Below are 23,453 nucleotides of genomic sequence, written 5' to 3' on the forward strand. Positions count from 1 at the left end.
CGCTTGCTGCCCGTTTGATCGCGCGAAGGGGGAATGGATATGGACGAATTTATTACGAAAGCGGCTTTCAGCTTCTTCATCGCGTTCGGCGTCGTATTGGGCGGCGCGCTGTTCGCGGGCATGGGTTCGGTGTTTCTAATGACTCCGCCCAAGGTAAAGATGCTCCAAGTCGCGAGTAATTTGAAAATATGGGCGCTCGTCGCGGCGGTCGGCGGCACGATCGATCCGATACGGGTCATCGAGTCGCACGTGCTGGTCGGCTATCTTTCCCCGGCGATGCAGCAAATCGGTTATATTTTGTTCGCTTTTCTCGGCGCTCATCTCGGCGTTGAACTCGTCCAATGGATGTGCAGCAACGGGGGGTGAGATACCATCATGCGGGTGCCTACTTTCCAGCGATTTCGGAAGTTCATGCAAGTGACGGCCTTCTTCGTATGCGGAATGATCGTCGGCAGCGCCGTATATAACGCTTTGAAAATAAACTTAGTGAACGAGGTCATTCTGGACAATTATGAGCTTAAGGATCAACTGGCAACGATGAAAATAGACTTGCAGCTCGCACAGCAGGTGCGCAAAGAGAACGTCATCCGCAGCATCGTTACGATCTTCTATACCGAGCAGGATGAGGCCGATAACATCGATATCCTTACGCAAAAGGAGCTTAAGAAGAGGCTCAAAGAGGATTTGAGCATTTTCTTGGGCCGAAGCATATACGTGATTAATACGGACGCGATATTCGCACGGCAGCTGCTGCAGACGAAAAGCTACGATCATATCGAAGGCAGTGACTACAAGGTTACTTTAAGAACGATGCTCGTTGTCGACGGCGTGCTGCAAGTATGGGTCGAAGCGAAAAAACACCTTCCGAAATAAGTCATGGAGGGGGTGCGGCAACAAATCCGTATGCGATACCGATGACTTAATTATGATCTGTCTTCCATTTTACCAAACATACGTTCTCATTACAAATTTAACCCGACTCAGCCGGGCTATTCCGCCGAAGCACACTCGTCTTCTCCAACGTCCCGCAAACGAAGAGGAACGCAGCTCGCAAGACGAGCGCGTTCCTCTTCGTTTGTGGTACAATAATGGGCGTTAACGATAGTCTAGAGGAGTTGCTAACTTACATGATCGATGCGCTAGAATGGGTGCTCGGCGCCCTCATTGTCATTACTTGTTTCTTATCCGCCATTTATAGCTTCCGATCCCGCAGGACAAGCGACGGCCGGATGCGCGGACTGTATACGTCGCGCATGAATATCAGCATGGGGTTGATGCTCATTCTCATCGCCTCGATCTTGTTGATAATTTTCACGGGATCATCGGTTAAAATCGTCGTGTGCGCTTTGTTCTATCTATTAGGCTTATTCAACTTGTTCGCGGGCGTTCGCAACCATTCCCATTTCGCTCGATTGTTGCGTTAATCCATCCGACTCCCCGACCCAACACCAGAAGGTGCTACCGAGAGTCGATAGCAATCTTAAGCCGGGTCGATCGTCTGCGCGGTCAGCATCGCTTTGGCTACGACATCGCCGTCCTGGACGGCCTGGACTTCTACCTTCACGTATCTTCTGCTAGCCTCGATGATATGGGGAACGATCGATATGCTCGCGTCAACCGGAACCGTGCGCAGGAAATAGGTCGTCATGTTGTCGAGCACATGCTCCCGCTTCCGCAGATCTTCGACCGCGCGGCTTGCCGCTTGCTGCATCAACGAAGTTAATACGCCTTCCGAGATCGTACCTAACGGTCCCGACATTTGCGGGGTCGCCAATCCGGTAAAATATAACCGGCTCTCGGAATCGCGCTGCTCCGTGAACCCGCCCCACATGAGCGCATCGAAGGTCTCTCCCAAATGAGCCGGACGGTTGGCGAATTGCATCGCGCGAATAACCTCTCCCCTGCTGATCGTGCCGACCAGCTTGCGTTGCCGGTCTACGACGGGCAACAGTTCGATGCCTTCGGATACCATGCGATGGGCGGCCGAGGCAACCGGGGTATTCAGCGTAACGGTCATCGGCCGCCGGGTCATGAGCTTATCCAACGCTTGTCCGGGAGGCGAGCCGATCACGTCCTTGGACGTAATCATACCGACGACGCGGTTCCACTCGTCCGTAACCGGGAATCGGCTGCTCCCCGTCTCCGCGCTTAACTTCAGGAAATCGGCAACCTCGGACGATTGTTTTAAGACTCCATTACGGGAAGTCGGCTCGAGCAGGTCGGCAATGATCATGATTTTCCGCTTAATCAGTTGGTCGTACATGGCCCTGTTAATCATCGAAGCGACTGTAAACGTATCATGGCGGCAAGTTAATATCGGCAGCCGTCTTTCGTTAGCCAGCGTTCGTACTTCCTCGCTCGTTCCGAATCCCCCGGTAACAAGCACTCCCGCTCCTTGCTCCAAGGCGATTCTGTGCGCATTCTCCCGGTTACCGACGATCAGTAAGCTGCCCGCATCGATATAAGCCATCATCTCTCCAAGCTCCATTGCGCCGATGACGAACTTGTGAAGCGATTTCTCCAAGCCCTCTTCGCCGCCAAGCATGCTCCCTTGAACGATCTCGAGCACTTCCGCGAAAGTCAATTGCTCCGGATGGCTTCGTCTTTTCTTGTCGACCCTAACGGTCCCTATCCTCTCCTTCGTACTGACCAGCCCGAGCTGCTCCGCTTCCTTCAACGCCCGGTATGCCGTTCCTTCGGAAACTCCCCGGTCCTTGGCCATCTGACGCACGGGAACTTTCGTTCCAATCGGAAGTTCGCGAATATATTGGAGGAGCTGTTCGTGTTTCGTTAATTCGTTCGGATGGTTATCGTTCCCCGGCATCACAATTCCTGCTCTCTATGTAAGGTAGTTCAAAAAGTCAACTTTTGATCACGAAGCGAAGCAAGTAGCAGGTTCGACATCGAATCTTGAATTCAGCCGGGCCTTCCGGTGCTCACGTAGGTTTTTCCTACGCTCCGCTCCTCTTTCCCTAGCTTCATCCAACCTTCTCGGTGCTGAAAACCTGACTTTTTGAACGTTCATTTGAAGCGGTAGTTCAAAAAGTCAACTTTTGATCACGAAGTGAAGCAAGTAGCGGGTTCGACATCGAATCTTGAATTCAGCCGGGCCTAAAGCGTACGCTTCCGAAGTAGGTTTCCTCCGGAAACCTTGTAGGTGCTCACGTAGGTTTTTCCTACGCTCCGCTCCTCTTTCCCTAGCTTCATCCAACCTTCCCGGACGCATGGGCGAGCAGTTCGCCGTCAGGCGAACGACCAGCCTCGGTGCTGAAAACCTGACTTTTTGAACCTTCATTTGAAGCGGTAGTTCAAAAGTTCTTTAAATAATCTTTATCTAAAATCTAACCGAACCTATTCCGTAGATTACCAAAAACCGATAAAGTAGATTCAGAGATCATCGACGTGACGCTCACTCATTCCGACTTTATTCGACAATCCTGAGGAGGAATCCTATGGACTTTTTGCTGATTTACTTCAAGTCCGTCGTTCTTCTATCCATACCTCAGGCGTTGATTCATATCTGGCTTACTTTCACGATTTGGGGATTAAAGCCGATGCTGCATGTTCGTAAGCTCGTCCTTTTTGCCGTCGTGAACTCCTTGCTCGTCGACTTGGACCTTTTTCATGCCTCGGTGGCCTTTCATGCCCTATATTCTACCTGCATTAACTTTTTCGTCGTTTATTTCGTTTTTAGAAATTTCGGCTTGCGGAAAATATGGATCGTGTACTTAACCAATCTTGCGCTTCTTTTGTTGGTGGAGATGTTGTGCGTGCCGCTATTGCAATGGGGATACGGTCTTACGACCCAGGATGTCGTATCGAAAGGTTATCTCTTGCAGCGAGCGTCCGGATACGCGGTAGTAGGCCTAATTCTTATTTCCTTGTTCCGCTTATTGGAGAAAAGAAAAATTTCCTTCTTCCTTCGATTATATCAATATTTAATGAATATCAAACAAACCCGGACAAGAGAAATATTACTTCTCGCGCTTTTCCAAGTGTTTCTGCTCGGTTTATTGTTTATTATCGGGTTTGAAAATAAGCAGCGATACGCGGATTCAACGTTTAATATGATCATATATGCTTTAGTTCTTCTGACTTTCGGGGCTTTCTTCTACACGATTCGGTTATTGCTCAACATACGAGAGGAAGCCGTTCGTCAGACCCAAGACGTCTATGTCGAGGAAATCGGGAAGATGTTCACGACGATTCGCGGGCAGCGTCATGATTTCCTAAACCACGTTCAGGTTATGTCTTCGATGTTAAAGATGAACAAACTGGAGCAGTTAAGGAGCTACATGGAGGAGATCGCCAAGGAAGCCCACTCCGTCAGCGCTGTATTCTCCCACTCGTCTCCCGCAGTGGCTGCCTTTATTCAAGCTAAGACCGAGATCGCGATTACGCGGAACATTGCCTTTACCTATCAAATTCCGGACAACTTGGACATCGGCTCGTCCATCAAGTCGATCGATTTGGTTAAAATTATGGGTAATCTCGTCGATAATGCCTACGATGAAAGCGAAACTCTGCCGGCCGATCAAAGACTCGTTCATCTGTCCCTCCGGGTTAATGACGGTATGCTCGAGATCGAAGTACGTAACCAAGGAAGGCTACTGTCCGAGCAAGATAAGCAGTTAATTCTGCTTCCCGGCTATACGACCAAGAGAGCCGGACATTCCGGATTAGGCCTCGCCATCGTGAACGAAAGGATCCAATTTTACAAAGGATTGCTTAACATCGAATCTACCGAGGAGAACGGAACTACGATTATCGTCGCTTTACCGCAGCGCTAGAATTGCCGCTAGAACGCGATAAAGACTGTATCCGATCTCTAGGGATCGATACAGCCTTTATCGCGTAGTGAATTAAGCAACGACCGAATAGACCAAAAATAATAGAAACATGTAAGCCGCAATGGAATAAACGATGAACAAAAACCGCCGTTCCCTGCCGACTTCGTGGAGATCTTCGGCCTGCGTTACGACTAACAGTAAGTTAATGAGCAAGAGGATCACTCCAAGAAGCATGGACAATTGCAAAGATACGAAAGCGACGAGACCTGCGACGATCAATCCCGCCCCGAACAACAATTGCGTGCTTCCCTGATACGTTACGGCTTCCATCCAACTGCGTTTCTTTGCCCCTAACAAGTTGCCGATCAACGTTAACGAACCGACTAGCAACGCAATCGAGAATATACCGATCACTAAATATTTGCCCGGCGTCGTGAACCCGAGCAAGCTAAGAAACACGAGATTTCCTAACCCTCCGAACAATTCGTTCTTAATTTCTTCTTGAATCGCCCAGATCCAGATGAAAAATCCCAAGACGCCTACAACTGCGCCAATCGCGCCGTAAATCCATTCCGTTAGCGGCTGAAGCTTTAACGACGATGAAGGGTTCTTCGCTAGCTCAAGCAGCTTCTGGAAATCCACTCCGCCTAACGGAGAGTTCTGCGAAGAACTAGACGGCGGCGCAGCCTGGACCGGCGTTACTTGAGCCCCTTCCGTAGCGGAAGCGGCGGTTTGCAGCTCGCCGGGCTCCCGATCTTCTGCTTTGCGTAATTCCGGCTGGCTCGAATCCTGTTCGGACATGTCGAATTTTCCTCCTCGGAACAACTTAGGGATATTTTACCTAAATTCTCTTGTTCGACGAGAAGTCCGAAATTCCTCTAATTTAGCAGTATTTCCAACGGATAGAATTTTCATCTTTTTCGCGCCTTATTTAACTTCGATCTGTATACGTTCCGTATTGAAGCCGAAATCCGTTTCCTTCGTCTCTTGCTGATCCGGTTTTCCGTCGTAGAGAATGAAATTCGCTTGCGCCGAAAGGAGATAACGACCATCTGGAAAGTTCTCCCCGGTCAAAAATCGTTTCAAAAACTCCTTATCCGGGTCGTTCTCCCCATAACCGCCCGACTTCTTATACGTTTCCTCGAGCCATTCGCCTTTTTTCATTACGGTTCGAATCAATGGTTCCGGCATGACATAAGCGATCTCGATATCCCGGGTCGTCTCGATAATCGGGAAAGAGAATGCCGACATGGAATGACCGATCGTAATCTCCGGAAGTTCGCCATCGTATTTCAATCTAGCCACGACCTTAACGGGTTCATCGACCGTATATTCGCTCTTCTCCGTCTCGATCTGAAGGATAAAATCGCCTTCTTTCGCCTCTGCGATGAGCACTCCTTCGGCCAAGTGAGCGATATCGGGTGGTATTGATGAAGGTTGTACCCCCGGATCATTCGTTCTCGATCCGCATGCGCTAACGAAAATGACAATCAAAAGCAAAATAACGCAACTCGTCTTCTTAAACATCCGACCAAGCCCCTCTCTTTTCCAATTATTCTCTTGACGTCATTTACGTTCATTATGTTTCGCTTGTATGTAAGAGCAAATAAATAAGCCTACCATCGCCCGTTAACTCGAACGAAGATAGACTTATTTTACAGATAAATTTTAGAGCAAGCGGTAACCGGACGGTAAACTGCCGCTATCGCGGATCGCGCGAATTTCTTCTAGGGAGAGACGGACATTCGTGGAAATGAGCGATTCAGCGTCATTACCGCCGATAATATCGTCTAAATCCCGAATGTTGGTGTTACCGCGAAATACCCTGAAGTTTCCTCTGAAGTTCGTTCGCGTGAACAGCACTAACGTCGCATTGCTGCTCGTGGAAAAAAACTTTAAGCTTTCGATCCCTCCGAGTCGGGTATCCAGGTTGCGTATGCCAAGATTACCTCTGAAGATCGCGCTGCGTCCCAAGAAATTTTCTTCCGAATATACGGTGAGTCTTGGGTACGTAACCATTGCATTCAGTCGATTTGCCATCGTCAAGCACCTCCTTCCTCCATCAATATATGGAGATGGACAAGATGTGCTTGTACGAAAGGGCCTTGGAGATTAATGGAATTGCTTTTACCAGGTCACATAACCCGGCGAACCCGGCGTCGTGTTGGTTATGAGCTCGATGATCGGTATTGAGTAAGCGAGCAAGATCAGAACAACGGTAATCGTAATCCACAATTTCCAATTTTCCAGAAAACGCGGAGTCGATTCCGAAGCTTCCGACACTTCACCGATCGGATACTCCGTCTCCCCCTTCGGTGCTCGAATCAAGGAAATCACGTTGTAAATCAGCAGCAATACTCCAACGAAGAGGATCGCTCCTCCGATGGCCATCGCGACATGGTAAGGCATCCAAAGAACGGCGTCCGGATGGTTATCGTAAGTACTATACGCCGTACGTCTAGGAGATCCTAGCAAACCTACGCCATGCATCGAACCGGACATAAAGAACATCCCGATACACCAGATTAAGGTCTGAACGATGCCCAGCCGATTCATTTTCGGAGTGAGAACACGCCCAGTAATTACGGGAATCAACCAATAGGTGATACCGAAAAAAGTTAACGCGACGCTCGTTCCCACCGTGAGATGAAAATGCCCGGTGACCCATAACGTATTGTGGACAACGGCGTTCATTTGGTTACTTGCGTTCACCAATCCGCCGGCGCCCGCAGGAATAAAGATGAGCATTCCCATGAACGGCGCGAAGAATCGAACGTCTTTCCAAGGGAGAACCTTCAACCAACCGAATAGTCCTTTCGTCCCCTTCGATCTGCCGTTAAGCTCAAAGGTCGCGAATATGGAGAACGCGGTCATCAGCGACGGTATAACGACCATGAACGTGAGTACGACCTGCAGGTATTTCCAGAAGTGGCTGATTCCCGGCTCCATCAGCTGATGGTGGAAACCGACCGGAATGGAGAATAGCAGGAACAATGCGAAGGACATGCGCGCCAATGCATCGCTGAATATTTTTCCTCCGATTATTTTCGGAATGATCACATACCAGCAAATATAAGCCGGAAGCAACCAGAAATAGACGAGCGGATGGCCGAAAAACCAGAATAGCGTCCGACTCAGCACCACGTTAATCGTCTCCACCCAGCCGAACGACCAAGGGATGAGTTGTACGACGACCTCCAGCGCAACCGCGATCGTTGCAATCTGCCACAAGATCATCGTCATTATAGTCATATAAGCGAACAGAGGGGATAGCTTGCCTTTGTTGTTTTTCTTCCATTGACGATACTGATAGAACATGCCGAAGCCGCCAAACCAACTTCCGATCACGACAAGAGCGAGCGCGATGTAAAAGTAAGGCGATGCCTTCATCGGCGCATAGAACGTATACAGTACGCTCGCTTTACCAAGCAGAATAACAACGACGCCAATGAGCGTTCCTACGGACATGAAAACATATCCGATCCATCCTAGCTTTCTCGCTAAAGGAAGCAAGCTACCGCCCAACGTGTGGGACAAACCGGAGTAAAGGAATCCGATAATAAAATAAGTCGTGAAGATGAGCGCCATTAACACGCCATGCGCGGTAAGCAACTCGTAATATCCGATATTATCCGGTAATGTGATACTCCCGGATTTCACCATTCCTTGCAGCAGGCCCGCAATGGCGCCGATCAATAACGCTCCGAACGCGAACAGGATGTGAGCGAGTACGAGTCGGCCGTCTTGGCGGTCGAACGGCTTTGTTTCAGTCGTAGACATGGAATCCGGCCTCCTATTTCACCACGAGGGTGGTTTTCATCATTTCATGGGCGATCCCGCAATACTCGTTACAAAGGATCAAATACTCTCCGGGCTTATCGAACGTATGCGTGATCTGGCTCATTTCGCCGGGCGTCACCATAATATTGACGTTCGTTCCGGGAATCTCGAATCCGTGGACAACGTCCGACGACGTTACTTTGAAATGAACGGTGGCGCCGGCCGGCACTTCCATCGGTTCGGCGGGATCGTAACCGAACGCGTACGCGACCATTACCGCTTCGTATTCGTTGTCTCCGATCTTCGTCAGTTGCGGTTTGTCAAACGGTGCGGTTTCGCTTACTTTCGTAGGGTCGATATGATGAACGTGTTCGTTGGGAGGAGCGATGCCCTGCCCGAATGTCATGATTCCAAGCACGAGCAAGAACACGGCCAGCATGGACACCCCGATGCCGAGCCATATTTTCTCCAGTCGGTGCATGTGCATAATGTGGCTTCCCCCTTCTAATCTCGCGCGATGAATAAAACGAAAATGCCAATCCATACTAGCGCCAAAAAGGCCCCCAGCAGCAATACAGATACGAATGTCCCTCTGAGCGACTGCTCTTTCTCTTCTGCCGCAGGGTTGGGAGCAGAGTTTGCGGCTTCGTGCGATTTCGCCGCCGTTCGATCCTCGTGCATTCCGGATTCCTCCCGTTCTCAAGTTGTTTTCATTGTAAAAAGATCCGATACGCCTCACAGTGACAATTATCACGGGAGATGGCAGACAGATGTGGACGAATTGTTAAATTTAACCTTATTTATTACTTGCGAATGCGAAAAAAAGGCCGTCGACAAGGTTGATATGCCTTAACCTTGGACGGACCTTAGTGTTGAATAGTCGATTTTGTTGTCCGGATTCATGAATAGACCCCCATCAAAGTCGATGGGGGTCGGGACACCGTTTTAGCTATGCGGCTTACTCCACAATCAGCTTGCCTTTCATGTCGTCATGGCCTTTACCGCACATAACGCTGCAAATGAATGTGAATTCGCCCGCTTTGTCGGCTACGAAAGTAACGGTGGCGTTGCCTTTCACTTCTTTATCGTAGCCGTCGATGTGGATCGCATGGTTACCTTGGCTGTTCTTCAGCGTAATGCTCACTTCTTCGCCTTTCTTCACCTTTATTTCATCCTGATCGAATTTGAAGTTAGACGCATCGATCGTGATTGCCTTTGCTCCGCCTCCCGCTCCTGCTTCCGCCGCCGGAGATGGGCTCGTTTCCTCTTTGTTCTTGCCTCCGCAACCGGACGCGATCAACGTCACAGCCAATAGCACCCCAATTAACATTGTCCATTTTTTCATCTAACTTGCTCCCTCCATCGGTATCATTTTAAGCAAGCTCATCATAATACTGGCAAAGTTTTTCGACTGTGATATGTTTCACACCGTAACAAAATTGCCGCAAACCGGATATTCGAGCACTTAGTACCGCCACGCGGTACTAATTCGAAGAATGGCACATCCTCAGGCGCTATAGTGCCGCCACACGGTATTAATTCGAAGAATGGCACACCCTCCGGCGCTATAGTACCGCCACGCGGTATTATTTCGAAGTATGACACATCATCCGGCGCAATTGGATGGGGTAATTTGATGTTTTTCGTATTAATGACGACTCTGGTGTATGCGAGCTTCCAAAACAGGGGAATTGTTATAGACATAAGCTCCTCTGTCAGCTAAATGAGCGATACCTAGTTGGTAACATCGTTCAAAGTTATTTTCAACATTGTGATATAATTCACATTATATTTCGGAGATGAGATTTATGATTAAGACATGAAATACAAGAAAAACAAACGAGGACGGTGAGCCCGATGAAGCCCTTTCGATCTCAACCATCGGCGAAACGCACGATAAACCGATAACGACTACTCGTCGCTAACACATTCAACGCCCTATACTAAATCATAATTAGGAGTGAGTGTCATGATGAAATTCTGGAGAGAACATCGCGTAGCCGCAATCCTGGTCACCATTATCCGTTTTGTCGTCGGGTATGCTTGGATCACCGCAGGATGGCATAAAATCACCGGAGCGACTCCTTTTAATGCCGGAGGATTCCTGAACGGGGCCATTAACAATCCGGTTATCGATAAGGCAACCGGCGAGGCGGTATACCCGACTTACCTTGCCTTCCTTGAACACTTCGCACTGCCGAACGTTAAGATTATCAATATCATGATTCCTTGGGGAGAGTTCCTAGTCGGTCTCGGTCTCATCCTCGGTACGTTGACCATCACGGCCGCATTCTTCGGACTCTTAATGAACTTCATGTTCATGTTCGCAGGAACGGTAAGCACTAACCCTTGGTTAACGCTACTCGGATTGCTGGTCGTCGTCGCCGGTACGAACGCAGGACGCTTCGGACTTGACCGTTATGTCTTGCCTCTCTTGCACAAAGTCGTAGATCGCTTCGTCCACCGCAAGCCGAAAGACCCTGCCGCCGGCACGGGCACTGGGCTCTTGGCTAAATAACCTATCAAAGAGAATATATTAGGAAATGTTGAGCCCCCATCAACAAAAGCGTTGATGGGGGCTCTAATTACTTTTTACTATTGGACCGAAACTCTCAAATAAACTCCTTTTATCGTAAGAAACCCTTCAAATTCTTTGCCGTAGTCATCGATGAGATATGTAACGTCGACAGGTTTATAAACATCAGTTGAGCCTTGCCAATCGGAGCTTCGAGGTTTCATTCTGATTTCATAGAGTCGCGAAGGCGTTAAACGATTGAATCTCTCCGTAATTACGTATACGTGGGTAGCTTCATTAAACGGGCACTCGACTAGCTGTATATTCATCATAAATAACGTTCCTTGTTTCGTTCGACCCATTCGACATAGGAATGATACGTTCCCGGCTCCAGATGTTCTTCGACAAGAGGAAGCGCATTTTCTACGGACAAAATCTCCGAGACGGACGGGACATTTTCTTTGGTGCTATAGCTTATTAAAAGATCGATGATCACATCATGAATGGACGGTTTCAACCGCAACGCCTCCCGAGTGTTATTTATCGAGGAAAACTAATAAAGCATGATGGACAATACGTTCGTTGACTCCCGTGTTGAGTTTCTGATTGATCCCTCCGGTTCTGTCGCAAAGAATCGTACTGCCTCCCCCATCGAAATTTATCGCGCTTACGCAGCCTTTAACCAATGCAAAAAAAGCCATTTCTTCAAGCGAAAGGCCCCGATCCGAACTCGTCCTACCGTCGCCTACGAACAACCATAAATCGCCTTTGGCATCTATACCAACAAATGTTCTTTGACATCTGGATTTCCCTATATCATCGTTAAGTTCTTCTATGACTCTATATTTATCGAAAACCGGCTTTCCTTTCTCGATAAGCAATGGGGTTCCTTGGACGAGCAGGTCATGCCGATCTTCAATGTTAAACCTGCCGATCATCGGTCTGCCTTTCACTACCGCGAACTCATTCCATTTGGTTGTTTTTCCGTAAGCTGAATTGACGATTTTATCATGATCCTTGGCATTTCCAAGAGGAAGATGATTATAGAAAAAAGGCGCATTAAAGGCAAAATCCGCTTTATGCTTTTTGGCGATTTCCGAGACTTTAGCGCCTTTCTCGTAAATGAACCGGTAGGTTACTTTACCGGTTTGGAACTTGATGAACCGAACGTCAGAAGCCGGAATCTTGTAGTTTCCGTCACATCTAACAAGCTTACCGGCTGTGGCATAAATTCGTTCCTTGTACACTTTGTTGAACAGGTAGCTAGCCGAGCTTATATCCCGAATTTCATCTTGAAACTTATTTCTCATTCCTACCTTCTCCATCCTGCAAAGTGGTTATCACTTTCCGCAGTACGTGAGGTACGCGAATTCCGATCCTCCCATAATTCTCTACGATGGAAACCAGCTCATTAGCCAACCAAAACCAAATCACTCCGCTCATCGTAAAATTCGTACCCATCGCCAGGTCAATTCGATGCCCCAGGAACACCATCAATAGAACAAGTCCTTTTTTAAGTAATCCCCAGAAGCCGACGATGCTCTGTAAACCTCTTTTCTCCTTAAGACTTGCCGCACATCCGGTGATGTAATCGATCGCGAAGAAAATAAATAGAAGTTCCAATACACCACTCCATCCACCAAAAGCATAGGTTGTAATTGATCCTCCGACACCTGACAGAGCGTATAAAAATGACCAATCCTTGTTTGCTAGTAATTTGAATGAAATTTCGCTCACTTCATTGCACCTGCTTTCTTATTTTGGGTAGAACAAAGAGAGCACCTGTTAGATGCTCTCTGCCGGAAAATATTGATAAGTGGTATCCATCAACCGCGTTCGTACTCTAATGGTTCTAATCCATAATTCAGCATTGCTCCCCAGATAAAGATATCAGCACCTATTACTCCTAAATCGCGTAAAGGGTATAGATTAACTTTATTACAACCAACTGGAGTGTGAAACGGAACGATAATCCGCGTATAACTTTCTGCGTTAATGTAACTTTTGTATGAGGTTGAATCAACGATGTTTCCTTCATTCGTAAAGTCATATACGCTATACTTTACTTCTGCCGTACCATTATTTCTCACGTAAAAGGAGAAGCAATAATCAGTGTCTGGTTTCACCGCTGCCCTTTGGAAAATAGCCTGGTAGGCTACTGATGAAGTAAGTCTGTCCGCAGTCTTTTCTCCAAATAATCCAATATCTACATTAGTCTCTACATTTACATCAGATTTAAGCCAAACTTCTTCAGTGTTAAATTGCTCACCAGAGCTTAATAAATTTGTAAAGGAGTGATTAAACGTTTTTGTCTTTACCATAGATTTGAACTTGCTATCTACATAGGCGGACCTTTCATTCACAAAATTGCGTATCTGTGCAATGTTGTTTGTATCAACGCTAGGTATACCATTGTAAATAGTTACATCTTCTTTTCGTAAATATTCAGGTATTTTATCAGTAAACATCTCAAATTTGTTAATAATATTGCTCACGCTCAATACATTCTTCCTTAAATGAGAATACCGTTCGTAAAGTTCTATGTAGAAATGTTTAACCAATCTCTCCCACAACAAAGATATCGAGCTCTGATATTCTTCAGGGCATTTTCGAAGCGGTGAAACAAAAGAAGTACCGTCCCACCATAGCCCCCAAGTGCTATCCAGATCATACATTGATGAATGCCAGCGTTGTCCGTCATATGTAACCATAATATGATTCATCGCAAGTGTGTCTATGCCGCATGTAAAGTAGGCAAAAATATAATAGTCGAGTGCTGATTCAAGATCAAAGTGTTTTGTGAAGTTCGCTTTGAAAGTTACATCGTCAGTGTCTTTCACATGGTTTATAGCGGCATTAAGACTCTGTAAAATTTCGGCTGATAAAACATCGGGGAATTCCAATGACCAGTCACTACCATTAAGCTGTGTATTTTCTCGAAATGCACAAGCTCCATCCTGAGTTTCTGCTGCCACAAAAGCATGATGAAGATTATTAGACTCCATGCCTAATAACCATCCATCCTTAGGTATATTCCAAGTATACAGACCCTCATATTTGTTATTGATGTAGAGTTTTATCGGGAAACCATCTATTGCACCTAAGTTTGGAGCACTCTTCATGGGTTCCGGGATACTTACTCTAGAATTTGCAATCTCTCCCCATAGGTTCGCAGAGACAATGTTCCTACTATGTGAGTGATCAATATAGTTAGCTTTTAAGCAGAATTTACTTTGTTTTCCCCATCCCTTAAAACTCTTTTCCAACTTTTTATTTTTATTGGGATCTGTGTACAATTTAATAGTAAAATTCTTCTTCGGGTATCCGATAGAACTCGATCCTTGCCATTTTATATTTACAATACCGTCAAAGTTTAGCTTATGGCTTCTATATGAAATATTTAAGTCTTTGCTGTCATCCTTTGACATTCCATAGGTGTTTCCTGTAATAAATACTTTAGCTATACCTGTAATTGATTCAGATAACATTTCTATATTTTCAATCGTGCTTTCTCCGGCCGCTATGACTTCTTTCAGTGTCTCTGTTACATTCCCATTATCTCGCTTAGTCCAAACTCTATCAGCAGGAAAATAGACATTCCCTTTTGAAAACCCTGAAAAGTGTAATGTTCTACCTTCCGCTGCTGGATTGAATTTCACTATTCCGGTGACATAATCTACTACATATTCAAACTCTAATGGAGCCTTGTCTATCACTTCATAATAAGGGACATTCAAAGCACCATCTCTAACTTGAACTTTGTTAGATTTCACTGGAAGCTCGGATAGTAATACTGAATTCTGAATAACCTTGTATGGAGTATTCGTAAATGGTTTATAAGGATCTGAGGAATTACCGCTTCGTAGTTCGTATATAATTGGACTGCCATATTCAAATGAATTACTCATTTAATTTCTCCTTTCGTTGTAGATGCTCAAATTGGATATAACTTAACTAAGGACTAATCCTCCCCTAAGCGCATGGTTAGAAACTGTTGCTCCAAAATTGTTATTAGGATCTGAATGAGCTAATCCCCCTGCTTTAGAAAATACTCCATAGTAATTTCCCGTTCCAGTGCAACTAGTTACCATTGCTCTTCCTCCTTGGTTAATGTTTACCGCCGCGCTTTGATTACTGAAAATACAAGTATGTATATAAGCATAACCATTTGAAGCTACCGCAACCCCTTCGTTACCGGAAACTGTCTTTTCGCAATACGAAATAACTACTTCGAGTGATCTACTGATACCAAAGCTGCTTAAAGCATTTGTTATCTTTATGCCACTAACTGCAATTTCACTAGAACAATTATTAATTGATAAATAACCATTTAACAGAATAGTTGCCGAACTACTAAAAGGGGCGTAGAGTCTTATTGGCTGTCCAGAGAACCCATCAATTATTATATTTTCATTGTAGGTTCCCGGATCAATAAGTATATTTCGATATCCCAAATTTACTTTTTTTAACGAGTTTATGGCTGATTGTATAGTAGAGAATTGCTTTCCCACTCCTACTGTAATATCAACAGATGTTGTTCTGGTATCAAATTGACTTAAAATAGGACTGAAAGCTGCATAAAGTTCTGATAGAGCACTATGCACATTAGTAGAAAAGAAATTGGCATTACTGAGAGATATTTTATCTGCACTATAATCACCAATTGCAGCAACAACATTTCCCGTTCGTCCAAACACAGTTGGAACAGCATCTGTATTGTCAACTTTTTGCCAAACAGATCCGTTGCTAATAATCCAATCCCCAACTTTATAATCAATACTTGAATATATACCCGCTGTGTCAACTACATAGTAGTTACCCTTGACAGTTGAAGCAGTTGGAAGTGTTGGCACATTCGTTGATGCGTTCCATGTACCTTGATATTTAACCTGTCCAAGAATCGAATCAGGTAGAAGATTAGATGGAATCTTAGCACCACTATCTAAACCTGCATAGCCATTCGCCGTACCTTTTTGAGTAACATTCTCTGGAGTAAAACCTAGTGCATTCTGTTTCCCATCCCATTGAGTTACTTTAGTAGATGTAATCCCATCGAGTACTGATTTATTAGCATGTGCGTGTTTATTTGCAACCGCATCATCAATATCGCTGACTGTTGAAACAGGCTTACCCTGCAAATTCGCCCATGATACCTCATCTATTTCAGGAAATTGAGAAGGTAGAATCTTTCCATTGCTCCCCAATCCTGCATATCCGTTAGGCTGATTCTTCTTAGTCACATCTTCTGGAGTAAAACCTAGTGCATTCTGTTTTCCATCCCATTGAGTTACTTTAGTAGATGTAATCCCATCGAGTACTGATTTATTAGCATGTGCGTGTTTATTTGCAACCGCATCATCAATATCGCTGACTGTTGAAACAGGCTTACCCTGCAAATTCGCCCATGATACTGCTTCGATAACGGGTAGCTGAGTTGGAAGTATCTTTCCATCACTACCTAGTCCTGCATATCCGTTAGGCTGATTTTTCTTAGTTGTATTTTCAGGAGTAAAACCTAAAGCATTCTGCTTCCCACTCCACTCCGATTTAAGAGTAGGGGAAATAGAGATGTCTGGTGTTGAACTCGCATTTGTGATGGTTAGATCAGCACTAGATGAAGAAACACTTGTAACTGTACCTGATCCACCGCCAGCCTCCCCTTTTTGTGCAATCAGGAACCAATACGTTTCGTTTGCAGGATTATTACCTGTAGATGTAAGAATGCATCTGAACGAACTCCCATTATAATAAACAGCATCGTCAACCTGATAAGATGTGCCTGATTGGTATACACCACGCCATGTTATTCCTTTATCACCCCTGACCCCTTGAACTCCTTGAGTCCCTTGTGCTCCAGTTAAACCTTGATCTCCTTTAACCCCTTTTGCTCCACTTTGAGTGAAAATACGCCAATACAAAGGTTGAGTTTCAGGTGTTTTATTTAATGAATTCTGGATAGCAATAAATGTTACGCCATTATAGTAAACTTGATTGTTCGTTTTATAATTTGTTGCAGGGTTATAGTCTTGTAAAAATGCCCACGAGTCCCTAAATTCTTCTCTCGCTTGTTCATTCGTCTCTCTAATATCCTCTTGTGCCTGAATCGTGGTATTTGTCTCATTTACGATTTGAACAGCTTGATTTGCGATATTTAGGGCTGCTTGGGCACCTTCTAAAGCTTCTTCAATTGCTTCTAGATTAACTATTGCCGTTTCGCCTTTTTCTAACAAATCTTCAAGTGTCTCAAGAACATTATCACCTTCACGCTTTGTCCAAACTCTTCTGCTGCTAATAAAATGATTACCACGTCCAAGATAAGTAGGTGATAAAGTAACACCTTCCTTAGATTCATGAAATGTAACAACTGCTTCACTATAATCAACAACAAACTGATTTACTGTTAGCCCACTATCTGGTACTTTTTTAACTTCTGTTAACCCTGAAATGACAACACCATTGACTCTTACCGGAATCTCGCTTAGAAGTATTTGACGATTAAATACTTTTTTAGATTCATTAATAGGAACAAATGGATCTTCCATAGTTCCTGCCCTATATTTCGTTATTGTGCTTAAATTATAATCAAATGCTGACATTGTGTTCCTCCTCTTTATTAATTTATTGCGTTTAGGCAAGATCTCAGTGCATTGAAATCAGCAGAGGTGATTGGATTTCCTGCATCTTTTCTACTAGGTAAACCTGAGCTGTTCATTGTAGCAATAGCATCTCTGACCTGATTAAATTGAGTTGCTGAAGGTCTAACTCCAGAAACCGCAGAATTGTAATTGAAGTTTGGTTTGCCTTTGTAATCTAAGAATTCTAAAACCCTTGCGATTAGGTCATTCCATTCTTTTGCTGATGCGTAAAAACCTTTAGTATGATCTTTAGTAGGATCATTAGGATTTACCGGTATCGGTGCAAAAGGAGGCGTTAAACTGCATCCTGAATATGTCCATTTAAAGCTTGGTGGTCTTGGTCTAGTAACATCAAACGCTTTAGAGCTAGGAGTTCCATTACCAGCTATATTGTTTGGATATACAGTAATGTTAAAAGTTCCGGCAGTGGTAACTGTAATTGACTTACTTGTACTAGTTACAGCTCCATTCGTTATTCCATCGATTGTAGTGGCAGTGGTAGACCAATTATACTGTGTTGCACCAGATGATGAATTCCATGTTGCAGTTACAGAAGCGCTAGGAGCGTTTCCAGATACGGATATCTCTAAACCCGTCAATGCATTTGGTAAGGGTGGATTAGTTACTGAAAATGATTTTGTAAGTCCTGTACCATCTCCCGAACTGTTATAAGGAGTAACTGTAAATTGATAACCACCAACTGGTGAAGTAACTGTTATTGATTTTTCTGTAGTTGTTACTTGTCCACTTGTAATACCGTCGTCTATTGAAGCATTAGTTACCCATCTGTATCCGGTTGCACCAGTTGATGAATTCCATGTTGCATCTACTGTTGTGCTTGGTGAATAACCTGAAGCTGAAACAGTTAGGTTTGAAAGAGCGTCAGGCACTGGTGGTAGAGGCATTGTAAAATCAACAGAGCCTACACCTGACAAACTACCACTTGCATTTCTCATAGTTCCGTAGAGTATGTATCGATTCCCTGCGGAAAACGAACCACCACCAATTACTGGTGAAAGTGTAAATGTATCTCCTCCTGTTGAGACTGTAGGAGTTTGTGTATGAATAATTGTTCCAGTAGCATTTGCGCCTGTTGAAAGAATTGCTGTTTGATAATTTGTAGTATTCCAGTTCGCGCTCAACCCTGTAATTGACCATTTAATCGTTGTTGAGCTTTGTGGCGATACATTTAATTGTGCCATTCTACTGTCCTCACCTCTTCGCGTGAAATAAAATTGCAGGTTCATGTTGATTTTCAGACAACAAAAAAGCCACCTCAACTTGAGTTGACTAAAAAATTCGAAAATAATATCTACTTCTGAGATTGAAATCCGAATTACCTAAATGGTAAAATATTCATATGCAACAATCTGTCACAAAAGGGAGATACATATGAAGATAAAATCCTTTTCCAAATACACAACCGTATTCCTCGCAGGTGCCATTACTGCTACTGCTGGCTCTACATATGCCGCTGATGCTATCAAAACAATCCAAGCAAAACTACGTCCTGATATCAAAGTGTCTGTAAATGGTAAGCAACTAGATGCATCTGCTATCTCTTACAACAACACCACTTACCTCCCTTTAAGGAAGGCTGCTGATGCTGTCGGAGGAAAGATAGAGTTGGATGGGACGAATATTAACATTGTTACTGACGGCAAGAGTGCTGATGGTACAGTGGGGTCTCAACCTTCTGAGAAACCAATAGAGAGCACTGAAACTTATCCTATTGAGGGTAAGGTTTTGTACAACTGGGAACAAGTTTACAGTAAGTTAAGTCGTGAAAATAAGCCCACTATGATGGGTACAATAAAAAATGGACAAATTACTACAACTTATAATGATTCAGAATACATAGCAATAAGATATACTGATTACTTCTATGATTCAGAGAAAGGCTTGAGTTATTATACGAAGGATTACTTTCTTCAATTTCTCTCATTATCAGATATTGAAGAACTTCCGACTTATACTGTAAAAGTTAAAAGTAATCTTGTCAGCCCCATTTAGCAACATGAGAATCTAAATCATACGTAGTAACTGCGCGATAACCATTTATCATTAAATTACCACTATCAATCTTGACTCCATTCTGCGCACTGAGATTAATTTGATTATTGGTTCGATCATAAGAAATAACTGCGCTACCTGAACCCGTAGTAAACCAAATTCTCTTACCACTAGCATTATCCTTTGTCCCTATATAGAGGTTGTTACCAATCTCAACATCTGTTGCAACACTTATATTACCACCTTCTATAGTCGCGCCTTTAAGTATTCCACCAGAAATTGTCGCTGTAGATGATATATTCCCTGAGAAAGTTCCTGAAGTTGCATTAATGCTTCCTCTGAACGTCCCATTATTGGCGTTTACTGTACCATCCGTGCCCACAGTAAAATTACTATTTCCAATGTTGATGGTACCACCAACAATGTTCGGAGCACTTATATATGTATTCGCAGCGATTGCGTTAGCTGTCACATTACCGGAAACTGTGGCATTCCCAAGCTCATCAACTATAAATGTGTTGTTGATATTCATCTTTCCACCAGTGAGATTGACTTTGGAGGCTTGTATTGTACCTGCAAAAATCGCGTCTCCTGCTGGTGTGATCCTAACAGGAGCAGATGAAAATGTGCTGCTTCCGATGTATAGACCGTTCGTATCGACCCTAACCGCACTAGCGCCTGTTCCTGTGGTTAAAGCACCCGTTAAGGTAATATCCCCCGTCGAGTTTGCAGACAGCCTGTCTACCCAATTTACACCATCAGTAGAAGATTGAATTTTGATTCCATCTGTTGCATTGAAGACTGAACGTGATCTGTTATCACTACGAGTTATCACAAGACCACTCGCCGAATCAATCTTAACTCCATTGTAAAAGGTGTTTTTCTGAACACTATTTCCTGCTTGGGTTGCAGCAGTATTCCAAGCTCCAGAGGAATTAATCAGTCCATCACCAATAAGTGTTGATCCAATTAGGATTTGATCGGTAGCAATAGTAGCGAAAGCACCTAATTTCCCTTTAATTACTTCTGCTACGAGTCCATTAGGTGTTAGCGCATTCTTCCAAGTGTTTCCCCCATCATTTGTAAACCCAATAATATTATGCAATCCCCTGAGATAGTTAAATGGATCTGTTGGAGATTTCAATGTTAACCCACGTTCATTCAACGAATAGTTTTGATTATCTCCAGCTTCAATCGCCCTCTTATTCGCATCCCATGCTTCGTTTAAAATATCATTAATCTGCGTATTATTTTCCGTTGAGAGATCCCACTTATGCTTGCTCATATCCACAGTTGTACTTGTCGTATTGCTTCTTTGCAAAAGGTCTTTAATCTTCAAAAATCCAGATTTAATATCCTTCGTATTGGCAATCGTAACTTTCAGACCATTCCCATCTATATCGTGATCGATCGTTATTACTTTTGCCTTGATATCAATATTAAACCTTGGATAATAAATGGTGATTACTGTTCCAATTTTCAATTTTTCCTTGTCATATGGAACATTAAGCGCAGCAATAATATCGATAATATCGCACTCATACGCAATATTAGGCTGACTCCAGAGTTGCAGATTTTTGCCACCTTGCTCTAGTAAATCTTCCGCTTTCGTAATGTTTGACTCTTGCCACGTTTTCTCCTTAGTGAAAAACTGCTTTTCCTTTATTTGCGAAGTAGTAAAATTCGCCGACTCTGATAATTGTGATTTTAATGTAGCAATTTGATTATTTACAGCCGTAATACTAAGGTTAACGTCTGTAATCTCAGTGGTTTTATCATCAATCTGAGTTTGTTTGAATTCAATCTGCCCATTAACTGAAGTAACATCGCCGCCGGTACCGATTAGGACATCCTTCAGATCAAGAAGCGTCCTCCTTTCATTTTGGAGTCCATACAACTCATTTTTCTTTACAGCCAGTGTTGACTGATGTCCTGACAGTGTAGATAGATATCCTGAAAATACGGCAGCCTTGCTCTGAAGTAACTTTTCGTACGATCTTAATGCTTTACATAAAGAGTCAGACATAAACTTGGAATGTCCAATTACATTCCCCTGGGTGTCTTCAGCGTAGCCGTACATATAAAATGAATAGTTTTCCAGATAACTGGTACCTGTTGGATTAAGCCCGTAAATAGAAAGCTCATCATTGCCATAAATGTATAGTCTAGTAACGACCTCATCAAATTTATCTGTTTCTTTAAGCGATTTAAGATAATGGCCATATTCGATTCTCAGTCCTTCATCTCGACCGTAATTCTCGTCCAGATATACGGACAGTCGCTTATTCACAGTATCAATAAAAGGAATGTAAGAACCATAGGTTTCAATTGCCGAGAATATAAACTCTAACAAGTTCGTTTCGCTCGTATCGAATGTGCGATGCTTTGAAAGTAGAGAGCTATCAATATAATCTACGGTCCAATCTGTTTGCGTCAGCAGTGTTTTATTGAGAACTCCATTTGCTCCTGCTGGATCGTAGAGTTTATATGTCCCCTTGAGAGCTCTTACCAGTTTATTTTTCCATTCATAATGTTGCTGATAACAAAGGATATTTAACTGCTCGTTGCCCGAGCTATCCATAACATACTCAGGATTTGTAATGATATAGTATTCTTGTTGCTGCTTATATTCATACCTTACGATGAAATCACCATAGATTTGATCAACTAACGGATTTCTAACCGTATCGTTATTCTCGTCAAGAATTGCATAGGGTACGGAAAACGACAGCTCGTTTACTCCACCATAATTGATAGTCAAATTTCTATCTTTAATATGATAAAGCTCGGTAATAGTCGCTCTATCGCTTGGTCGGCATAGATACAGCTTTACCTCATTAATAATACCATTCTCAAATTGGAACTTATTGTTCATATAAGTATTGCTCCTATACCGAGGAATACAAGTATCGATAAGTAAATTTTAATTTACATGCACCTGTAACCTCTAAATGGTTATTGCCATAAGGGAGAGTAAGATAGGTTTTAGAAAAGTTGTCATATCGTAATGCATTGGTAACGCTCGTATTAATTGTTCTATAGTGGGGATCGATAGTCACTTGTTCATTATGCGAGAGTCCAGTCAATCCTGTAATTTGACCACCATTGGATAAATTCTTTATCGCAACGTTTCCTGCCCCTATTTTCTGAATATGAACAATAGGCTGAATAGCTGCACTCCCCAAATTCGACAGTACGACATTCACTCGATCTGCATTGGTACTCAAATCGAACACTTCAATGAATGCTGGCGACCTTACATAACAATCAACATTTCTAAAATCAATCTCAATGTAGCCCTCATTATTCCCAGTTACATTCAATGTTGGAGAACCTTCGTATGTCAAGAAGTATCGCTTGTCTATATTGTCAGTCGAGTAGAACTCATTAAATTTCCCGTTATTTAACCATCGGGTCACATTATCGCGTAATTCTGAAGTCCATTCCCCATGAATTGGACAGATCTGCAACTTCGTACTAAAAGGAGCGATTGTTTCTCCGTAATAATAAGGCGTGTGACGTCCAGCAATCATTTCAGAATGAATCTGTCTATCCCCAAAAAATGGAGATTCTAATAACCCTGATGACATTTTAATGAGCATGATACCCATATCTACCGATCGAACGCCGTCATATGAAAAACTCGTTCCTATAAATAAATGCCATAATTCTATTTCACCTCTCCACACGAAAAATAGAGGGGATTTCTCCCCTCCGCAC

General features: G+C 43.8%; 22 protein-coding genes. 6 read left to right on the forward strand and 16 right to left on the reverse strand.

The features are described 5' to 3' along the window. Window positions 1-39: 39 nt before the first annotated feature. The 3 genes from HH215_RS12825 to HH215_RS12835 all read left to right on the forward strand — a co-directional run bounded on the left by HH215_RS12825 (window position 40) and on the right by HH215_RS12835 (window position 1,424). Window positions 40-366, forward strand: coding sequence for a YtrH family sporulation protein (locus HH215_RS12825; RefSeq protein WP_169280264.1), 327 nt, complete (start codon window positions 40-42; stop codon window positions 364-366). A gap of 9 nt (window positions 367-375) precedes the next feature. Continuing rightward, complete coding sequence (locus HH215_RS12830; protein ID WP_169280265.1) at window positions 376-873, forward strand: sporulation membrane protein YtrI; 498 nt, start codon at window positions 376-378, stop codon at window positions 871-873. Between the two features lie 254 nt (window positions 874-1,127). After that, complete coding sequence (locus HH215_RS12835) at window positions 1,128-1,424, forward strand: YtpI family protein (RefSeq protein ID WP_169280266.1); 297 nt, start codon at window positions 1,128-1,130, stop codon at window positions 1,422-1,424. A 56-nt stretch (window positions 1,425-1,480) separates the two neighbouring features. Here the strand turns inward: HH215_RS12835 and HH215_RS12840 are convergent, their stop codons facing one another. Beyond that, window positions 1,481-2,824 carry a DRTGG domain-containing protein gene (locus HH215_RS12840; protein ID WP_169280267.1) on the reverse strand — a complete coding sequence of 448 codons (1,344 nt, stop codon included), beginning with the start codon at window positions 2,822-2,824 and terminating at the stop codon, window positions 1,481-1,483. 628 nt (window positions 2,825-3,452) lie between these two features. Between HH215_RS12840 and HH215_RS12845 the strand changes: the two genes are divergently transcribed. Then, a complete protein-coding gene (locus tag HH215_RS12845; RefSeq protein WP_169280268.1) occupies window positions 3,453-4,790 on the forward strand; it encodes a sensor histidine kinase in 1,338 nt (445 codons plus the stop codon). Between the two features lie 72 nt (window positions 4,791-4,862). On the opposite strand, the gene HH215_RS12850 is transcribed toward HH215_RS12845, so the two are convergent. The 7 genes from HH215_RS12850 to HH215_RS12880 all read right to left on the reverse strand — a co-directional run bounded on the left by HH215_RS12850 (window position 4,863) and on the right by HH215_RS12880 (window position 9,915). Next, on the reverse strand, window positions 4,863-5,591 hold the full coding sequence (locus HH215_RS12850) for a hypothetical protein (protein WP_169280269.1): 729 nt from the start codon (window positions 5,589-5,591) through the stop codon (window positions 4,863-4,865). A 126-nt stretch (window positions 5,592-5,717) separates the two neighbouring features. After that, window positions 5,718-6,317: a hypothetical protein gene (locus HH215_RS12855; RefSeq protein ID WP_169280270.1), complete on the reverse strand. Its 600-nt coding sequence runs from the start codon at window positions 6,315-6,317 to the stop codon at window positions 5,718-5,720. Window positions 6,318-6,458: 141 nt separating this feature from the next. Next, on the reverse strand, window positions 6,459-6,830 hold the full coding sequence (locus tag HH215_RS12860) for a hypothetical protein (protein ID WP_169280271.1): 372 nt from the start codon (window positions 6,828-6,830) through the stop codon (window positions 6,459-6,461). 87 nt (window positions 6,831-6,917) lie between these two features. Then, window positions 6,918-8,570 (reverse strand): b(o/a)3-type cytochrome-c oxidase subunit 1, encoded by a 1,653-nt coding sequence (locus HH215_RS12865; RefSeq protein ID WP_169280272.1) that lies wholly within the window; start codon window positions 8,568-8,570, stop codon window positions 6,918-6,920. Between the two features lie 13 nt (window positions 8,571-8,583). Then, the gene (locus HH215_RS12870; RefSeq protein WP_169280273.1) at window positions 8,584-9,057 is read right to left on the reverse strand and encodes a cytochrome c oxidase subunit II; all 474 of its coding nucleotides are present in this window, start codon (window positions 9,055-9,057) and stop codon (window positions 8,584-8,586) included. Window positions 9,058-9,074: 17 nt separating this feature from the next. Then, a complete protein-coding gene (locus tag HH215_RS12875) occupies window positions 9,075-9,251 on the reverse strand; it encodes a cytochrome c oxidase subunit 2A (protein WP_169280274.1) in 177 nt (58 codons plus the stop codon). Window positions 9,252-9,528: 277 nt separating this feature from the next. Then, a complete protein-coding gene (locus HH215_RS12880) occupies window positions 9,529-9,915 on the reverse strand; it encodes a cupredoxin domain-containing protein (RefSeq protein WP_169280275.1) in 387 nt (128 codons plus the stop codon). A 624-nt stretch (window positions 9,916-10,539) separates the two neighbouring features. Between HH215_RS12880 and HH215_RS12885 the strand changes: the two genes are divergently transcribed. Next, a complete protein-coding gene (locus tag HH215_RS12885; protein ID WP_169280276.1) occupies window positions 10,540-11,088 on the forward strand; it encodes a DoxX family membrane protein in 549 nt (182 codons plus the stop codon). Window positions 11,089-11,413: 325 nt separating this feature from the next. On the opposite strand, the gene HH215_RS12890 is transcribed toward HH215_RS12885, so the two are convergent. The 6 genes from HH215_RS12890 to HH215_RS12915 form a co-directional block, all read right to left on the reverse strand. Continuing rightward, window positions 11,414-11,602 carry a hypothetical protein gene (locus HH215_RS12890; RefSeq protein ID WP_169280277.1) on the reverse strand — a complete coding sequence of 63 codons (189 nt, stop codon included), beginning with the start codon at window positions 11,600-11,602 and terminating at the stop codon, window positions 11,414-11,416. Window positions 11,603-11,621: 19 nt separating this feature from the next. Next, on the reverse strand, window positions 11,622-12,395 hold the full coding sequence (locus HH215_RS12895) for a phosphodiester glycosidase family protein (protein ID WP_169280278.1): 774 nt from the start codon (window positions 12,393-12,395) through the stop codon (window positions 11,622-11,624). Continuing rightward, window positions 12,385-12,822 (reverse strand): phage holin family protein, encoded by a 438-nt coding sequence (locus tag HH215_RS12900; RefSeq protein WP_254450462.1) that lies wholly within the window; start codon window positions 12,820-12,822, stop codon window positions 12,385-12,387. Before HH215_RS12900 ends, HH215_RS12895 begins: the two co-directional genes overlap by 11 nt. 89 nt (window positions 12,823-12,911) lie before the next feature. Beyond that, entirely contained in the window at window positions 12,912-14,993 is a 2,082-nt protein-coding gene (locus tag HH215_RS12905; protein WP_169280279.1) for a CotH kinase family protein, read from the reverse strand. A gap of 42 nt (window positions 14,994-15,035) precedes the next feature. Next, entirely contained in the window at window positions 15,036-17,681 is a 2,646-nt protein-coding gene (locus HH215_RS12910; RefSeq protein WP_169278023.1) for a hypothetical protein, read from the reverse strand. A gap of 17 nt (window positions 17,682-17,698) precedes the next feature. Further along, a complete protein-coding gene (locus HH215_RS12915; RefSeq protein ID WP_169280280.1) occupies window positions 17,699-18,922 on the reverse strand; it encodes a hypothetical protein in 1,224 nt (407 codons plus the stop codon). A 190-nt stretch (window positions 18,923-19,112) separates the two neighbouring features. Between HH215_RS12915 and HH215_RS12920 the strand changes: the two genes are divergently transcribed. Further along, the gene (locus HH215_RS12920) at window positions 19,113-19,733 is read left to right on the forward strand and encodes a stalk domain-containing protein (RefSeq protein ID WP_169280281.1); all 621 of its coding nucleotides are present in this window, start codon (window positions 19,113-19,115) and stop codon (window positions 19,731-19,733) included. On the opposite strand, the gene HH215_RS12925 is transcribed toward HH215_RS12920, so the two are convergent. Continuing rightward, on the reverse strand, window positions 19,720-22,608 hold the full coding sequence (locus tag HH215_RS12925) for a phage tail spike protein (protein WP_169280282.1): 2,889 nt from the start codon (window positions 22,606-22,608) through the stop codon (window positions 19,720-19,722). The genes HH215_RS12920 and HH215_RS12925 overlap by 14 nt on opposite strands. Before the next feature lie 13 nt (window positions 22,609-22,621). Next, the gene (locus HH215_RS12930; protein WP_310735594.1) at window positions 22,622-23,422 is read right to left on the reverse strand and encodes a phage tail domain-containing protein; all 801 of its coding nucleotides are present in this window, start codon (window positions 23,420-23,422) and stop codon (window positions 22,622-22,624) included. Window positions 23,423-23,453: the final 31 nt, after the last annotated feature.

The organism is Cohnella herbarum (assembly GCF_012849095.1).
GTDB lineage: Bacteria > Bacillota > Bacilli > Paenibacillales > Paenibacillaceae > Cohnella > Cohnella herbarum.

Excerpts from the sequence above, each read along its gene's own strand:
- HH215_RS12825 (WP_169280264.1), top strand. The coding sequence starts at position 40 with ATGGACGAATTTATTACGAAAGCGGCTTTCAGCTTCTTCATCGCGTTC.
- HH215_RS12830 (WP_169280265.1), top strand. The coding sequence starts at position 376 with ATGCGGGTGCCTACTTTCCAGCGATTTCGGAAGTTCATGCAAGTGACG.
- HH215_RS12835 (WP_169280266.1), top strand. The coding sequence starts at position 1,128 with ATGATCGATGCGCTAGAATGGGTGCTCGGCGCCCTCATTGTCATTACT.
- HH215_RS12840 (WP_169280267.1), bottom strand. The coding sequence starts at position 2,824 with ATGCCGGGGAACGATAACCATCCGAACGAATTAACGAAACACGAACAG.
- HH215_RS12845 (WP_169280268.1), top strand. The coding sequence starts at position 3,453 with ATGGACTTTTTGCTGATTTACTTCAAGTCCGTCGTTCTTCTATCCATA.
- HH215_RS12850 (WP_169280269.1), bottom strand. The coding sequence starts at position 5,591 with ATGTCCGAACAGGATTCGAGCCAGCCGGAATTACGCAAAGCAGAAGAT.
- HH215_RS12855 (WP_169280270.1), bottom strand. The coding sequence starts at position 6,317 with ATGTTTAAGAAGACGAGTTGCGTTATTTTGCTTTTGATTGTCATTTTC.
- HH215_RS12860 (WP_169280271.1), bottom strand. The coding sequence starts at position 6,830 with ATGGCAAATCGACTGAATGCAATGGTTACGTACCCAAGACTCACCGTA.
- HH215_RS12865 (WP_169280272.1), bottom strand. The coding sequence starts at position 8,570 with ATGTCTACGACTGAAACAAAGCCGTTCGACCGCCAAGACGGCCGACTC.
- HH215_RS12870 (WP_169280273.1), bottom strand. The coding sequence starts at position 9,057 with ATGCACATGCACCGACTGGAGAAAATATGGCTCGGCATCGGGGTGTCC.
- HH215_RS12875 (WP_169280274.1), bottom strand. The coding sequence starts at position 9,251 with ATGCACGAGGATCGAACGGCGGCGAAATCGCACGAAGCCGCAAACTCT.
- HH215_RS12880 (WP_169280275.1), bottom strand. The coding sequence starts at position 9,915 with ATGAAAAAATGGACAATGTTAATTGGGGTGCTATTGGCTGTGACGTTG.
- HH215_RS12885 (WP_169280276.1), top strand. The coding sequence starts at position 10,540 with ATGATGAAATTCTGGAGAGAACATCGCGTAGCCGCAATCCTGGTCACC.
- HH215_RS12895 (WP_169280278.1), bottom strand. The coding sequence starts at position 12,395 with ATGAGAAATAAGTTTCAAGATGAAATTCGGGATATAAGCTCGGCTAGC.
- HH215_RS12905 (WP_169280279.1), bottom strand. The coding sequence starts at position 14,993 with ATGAGTAATTCATTTGAATATGGCAGTCCAATTATATACGAACTACGA.
- HH215_RS12910 (WP_169278023.1), bottom strand. The coding sequence starts at position 17,681 with ATGTCAGCATTTGATTATAATTTAAGCACAATAACGAAATATAGGGCA.
- HH215_RS12915 (WP_169280280.1), bottom strand. The coding sequence starts at position 18,922 with ATGGCACAATTAAATGTATCGCCACAAAGCTCAACAACGATTAAATGG.
- HH215_RS12920 (WP_169280281.1), top strand. The coding sequence starts at position 19,113 with ATGAAGATAAAATCCTTTTCCAAATACACAACCGTATTCCTCGCAGGT.
- HH215_RS12925 (WP_169280282.1), bottom strand. The coding sequence starts at position 22,608 with ATGAACAATAAGTTCCAATTTGAGAATGGTATTATTAATGAGGTAAAG.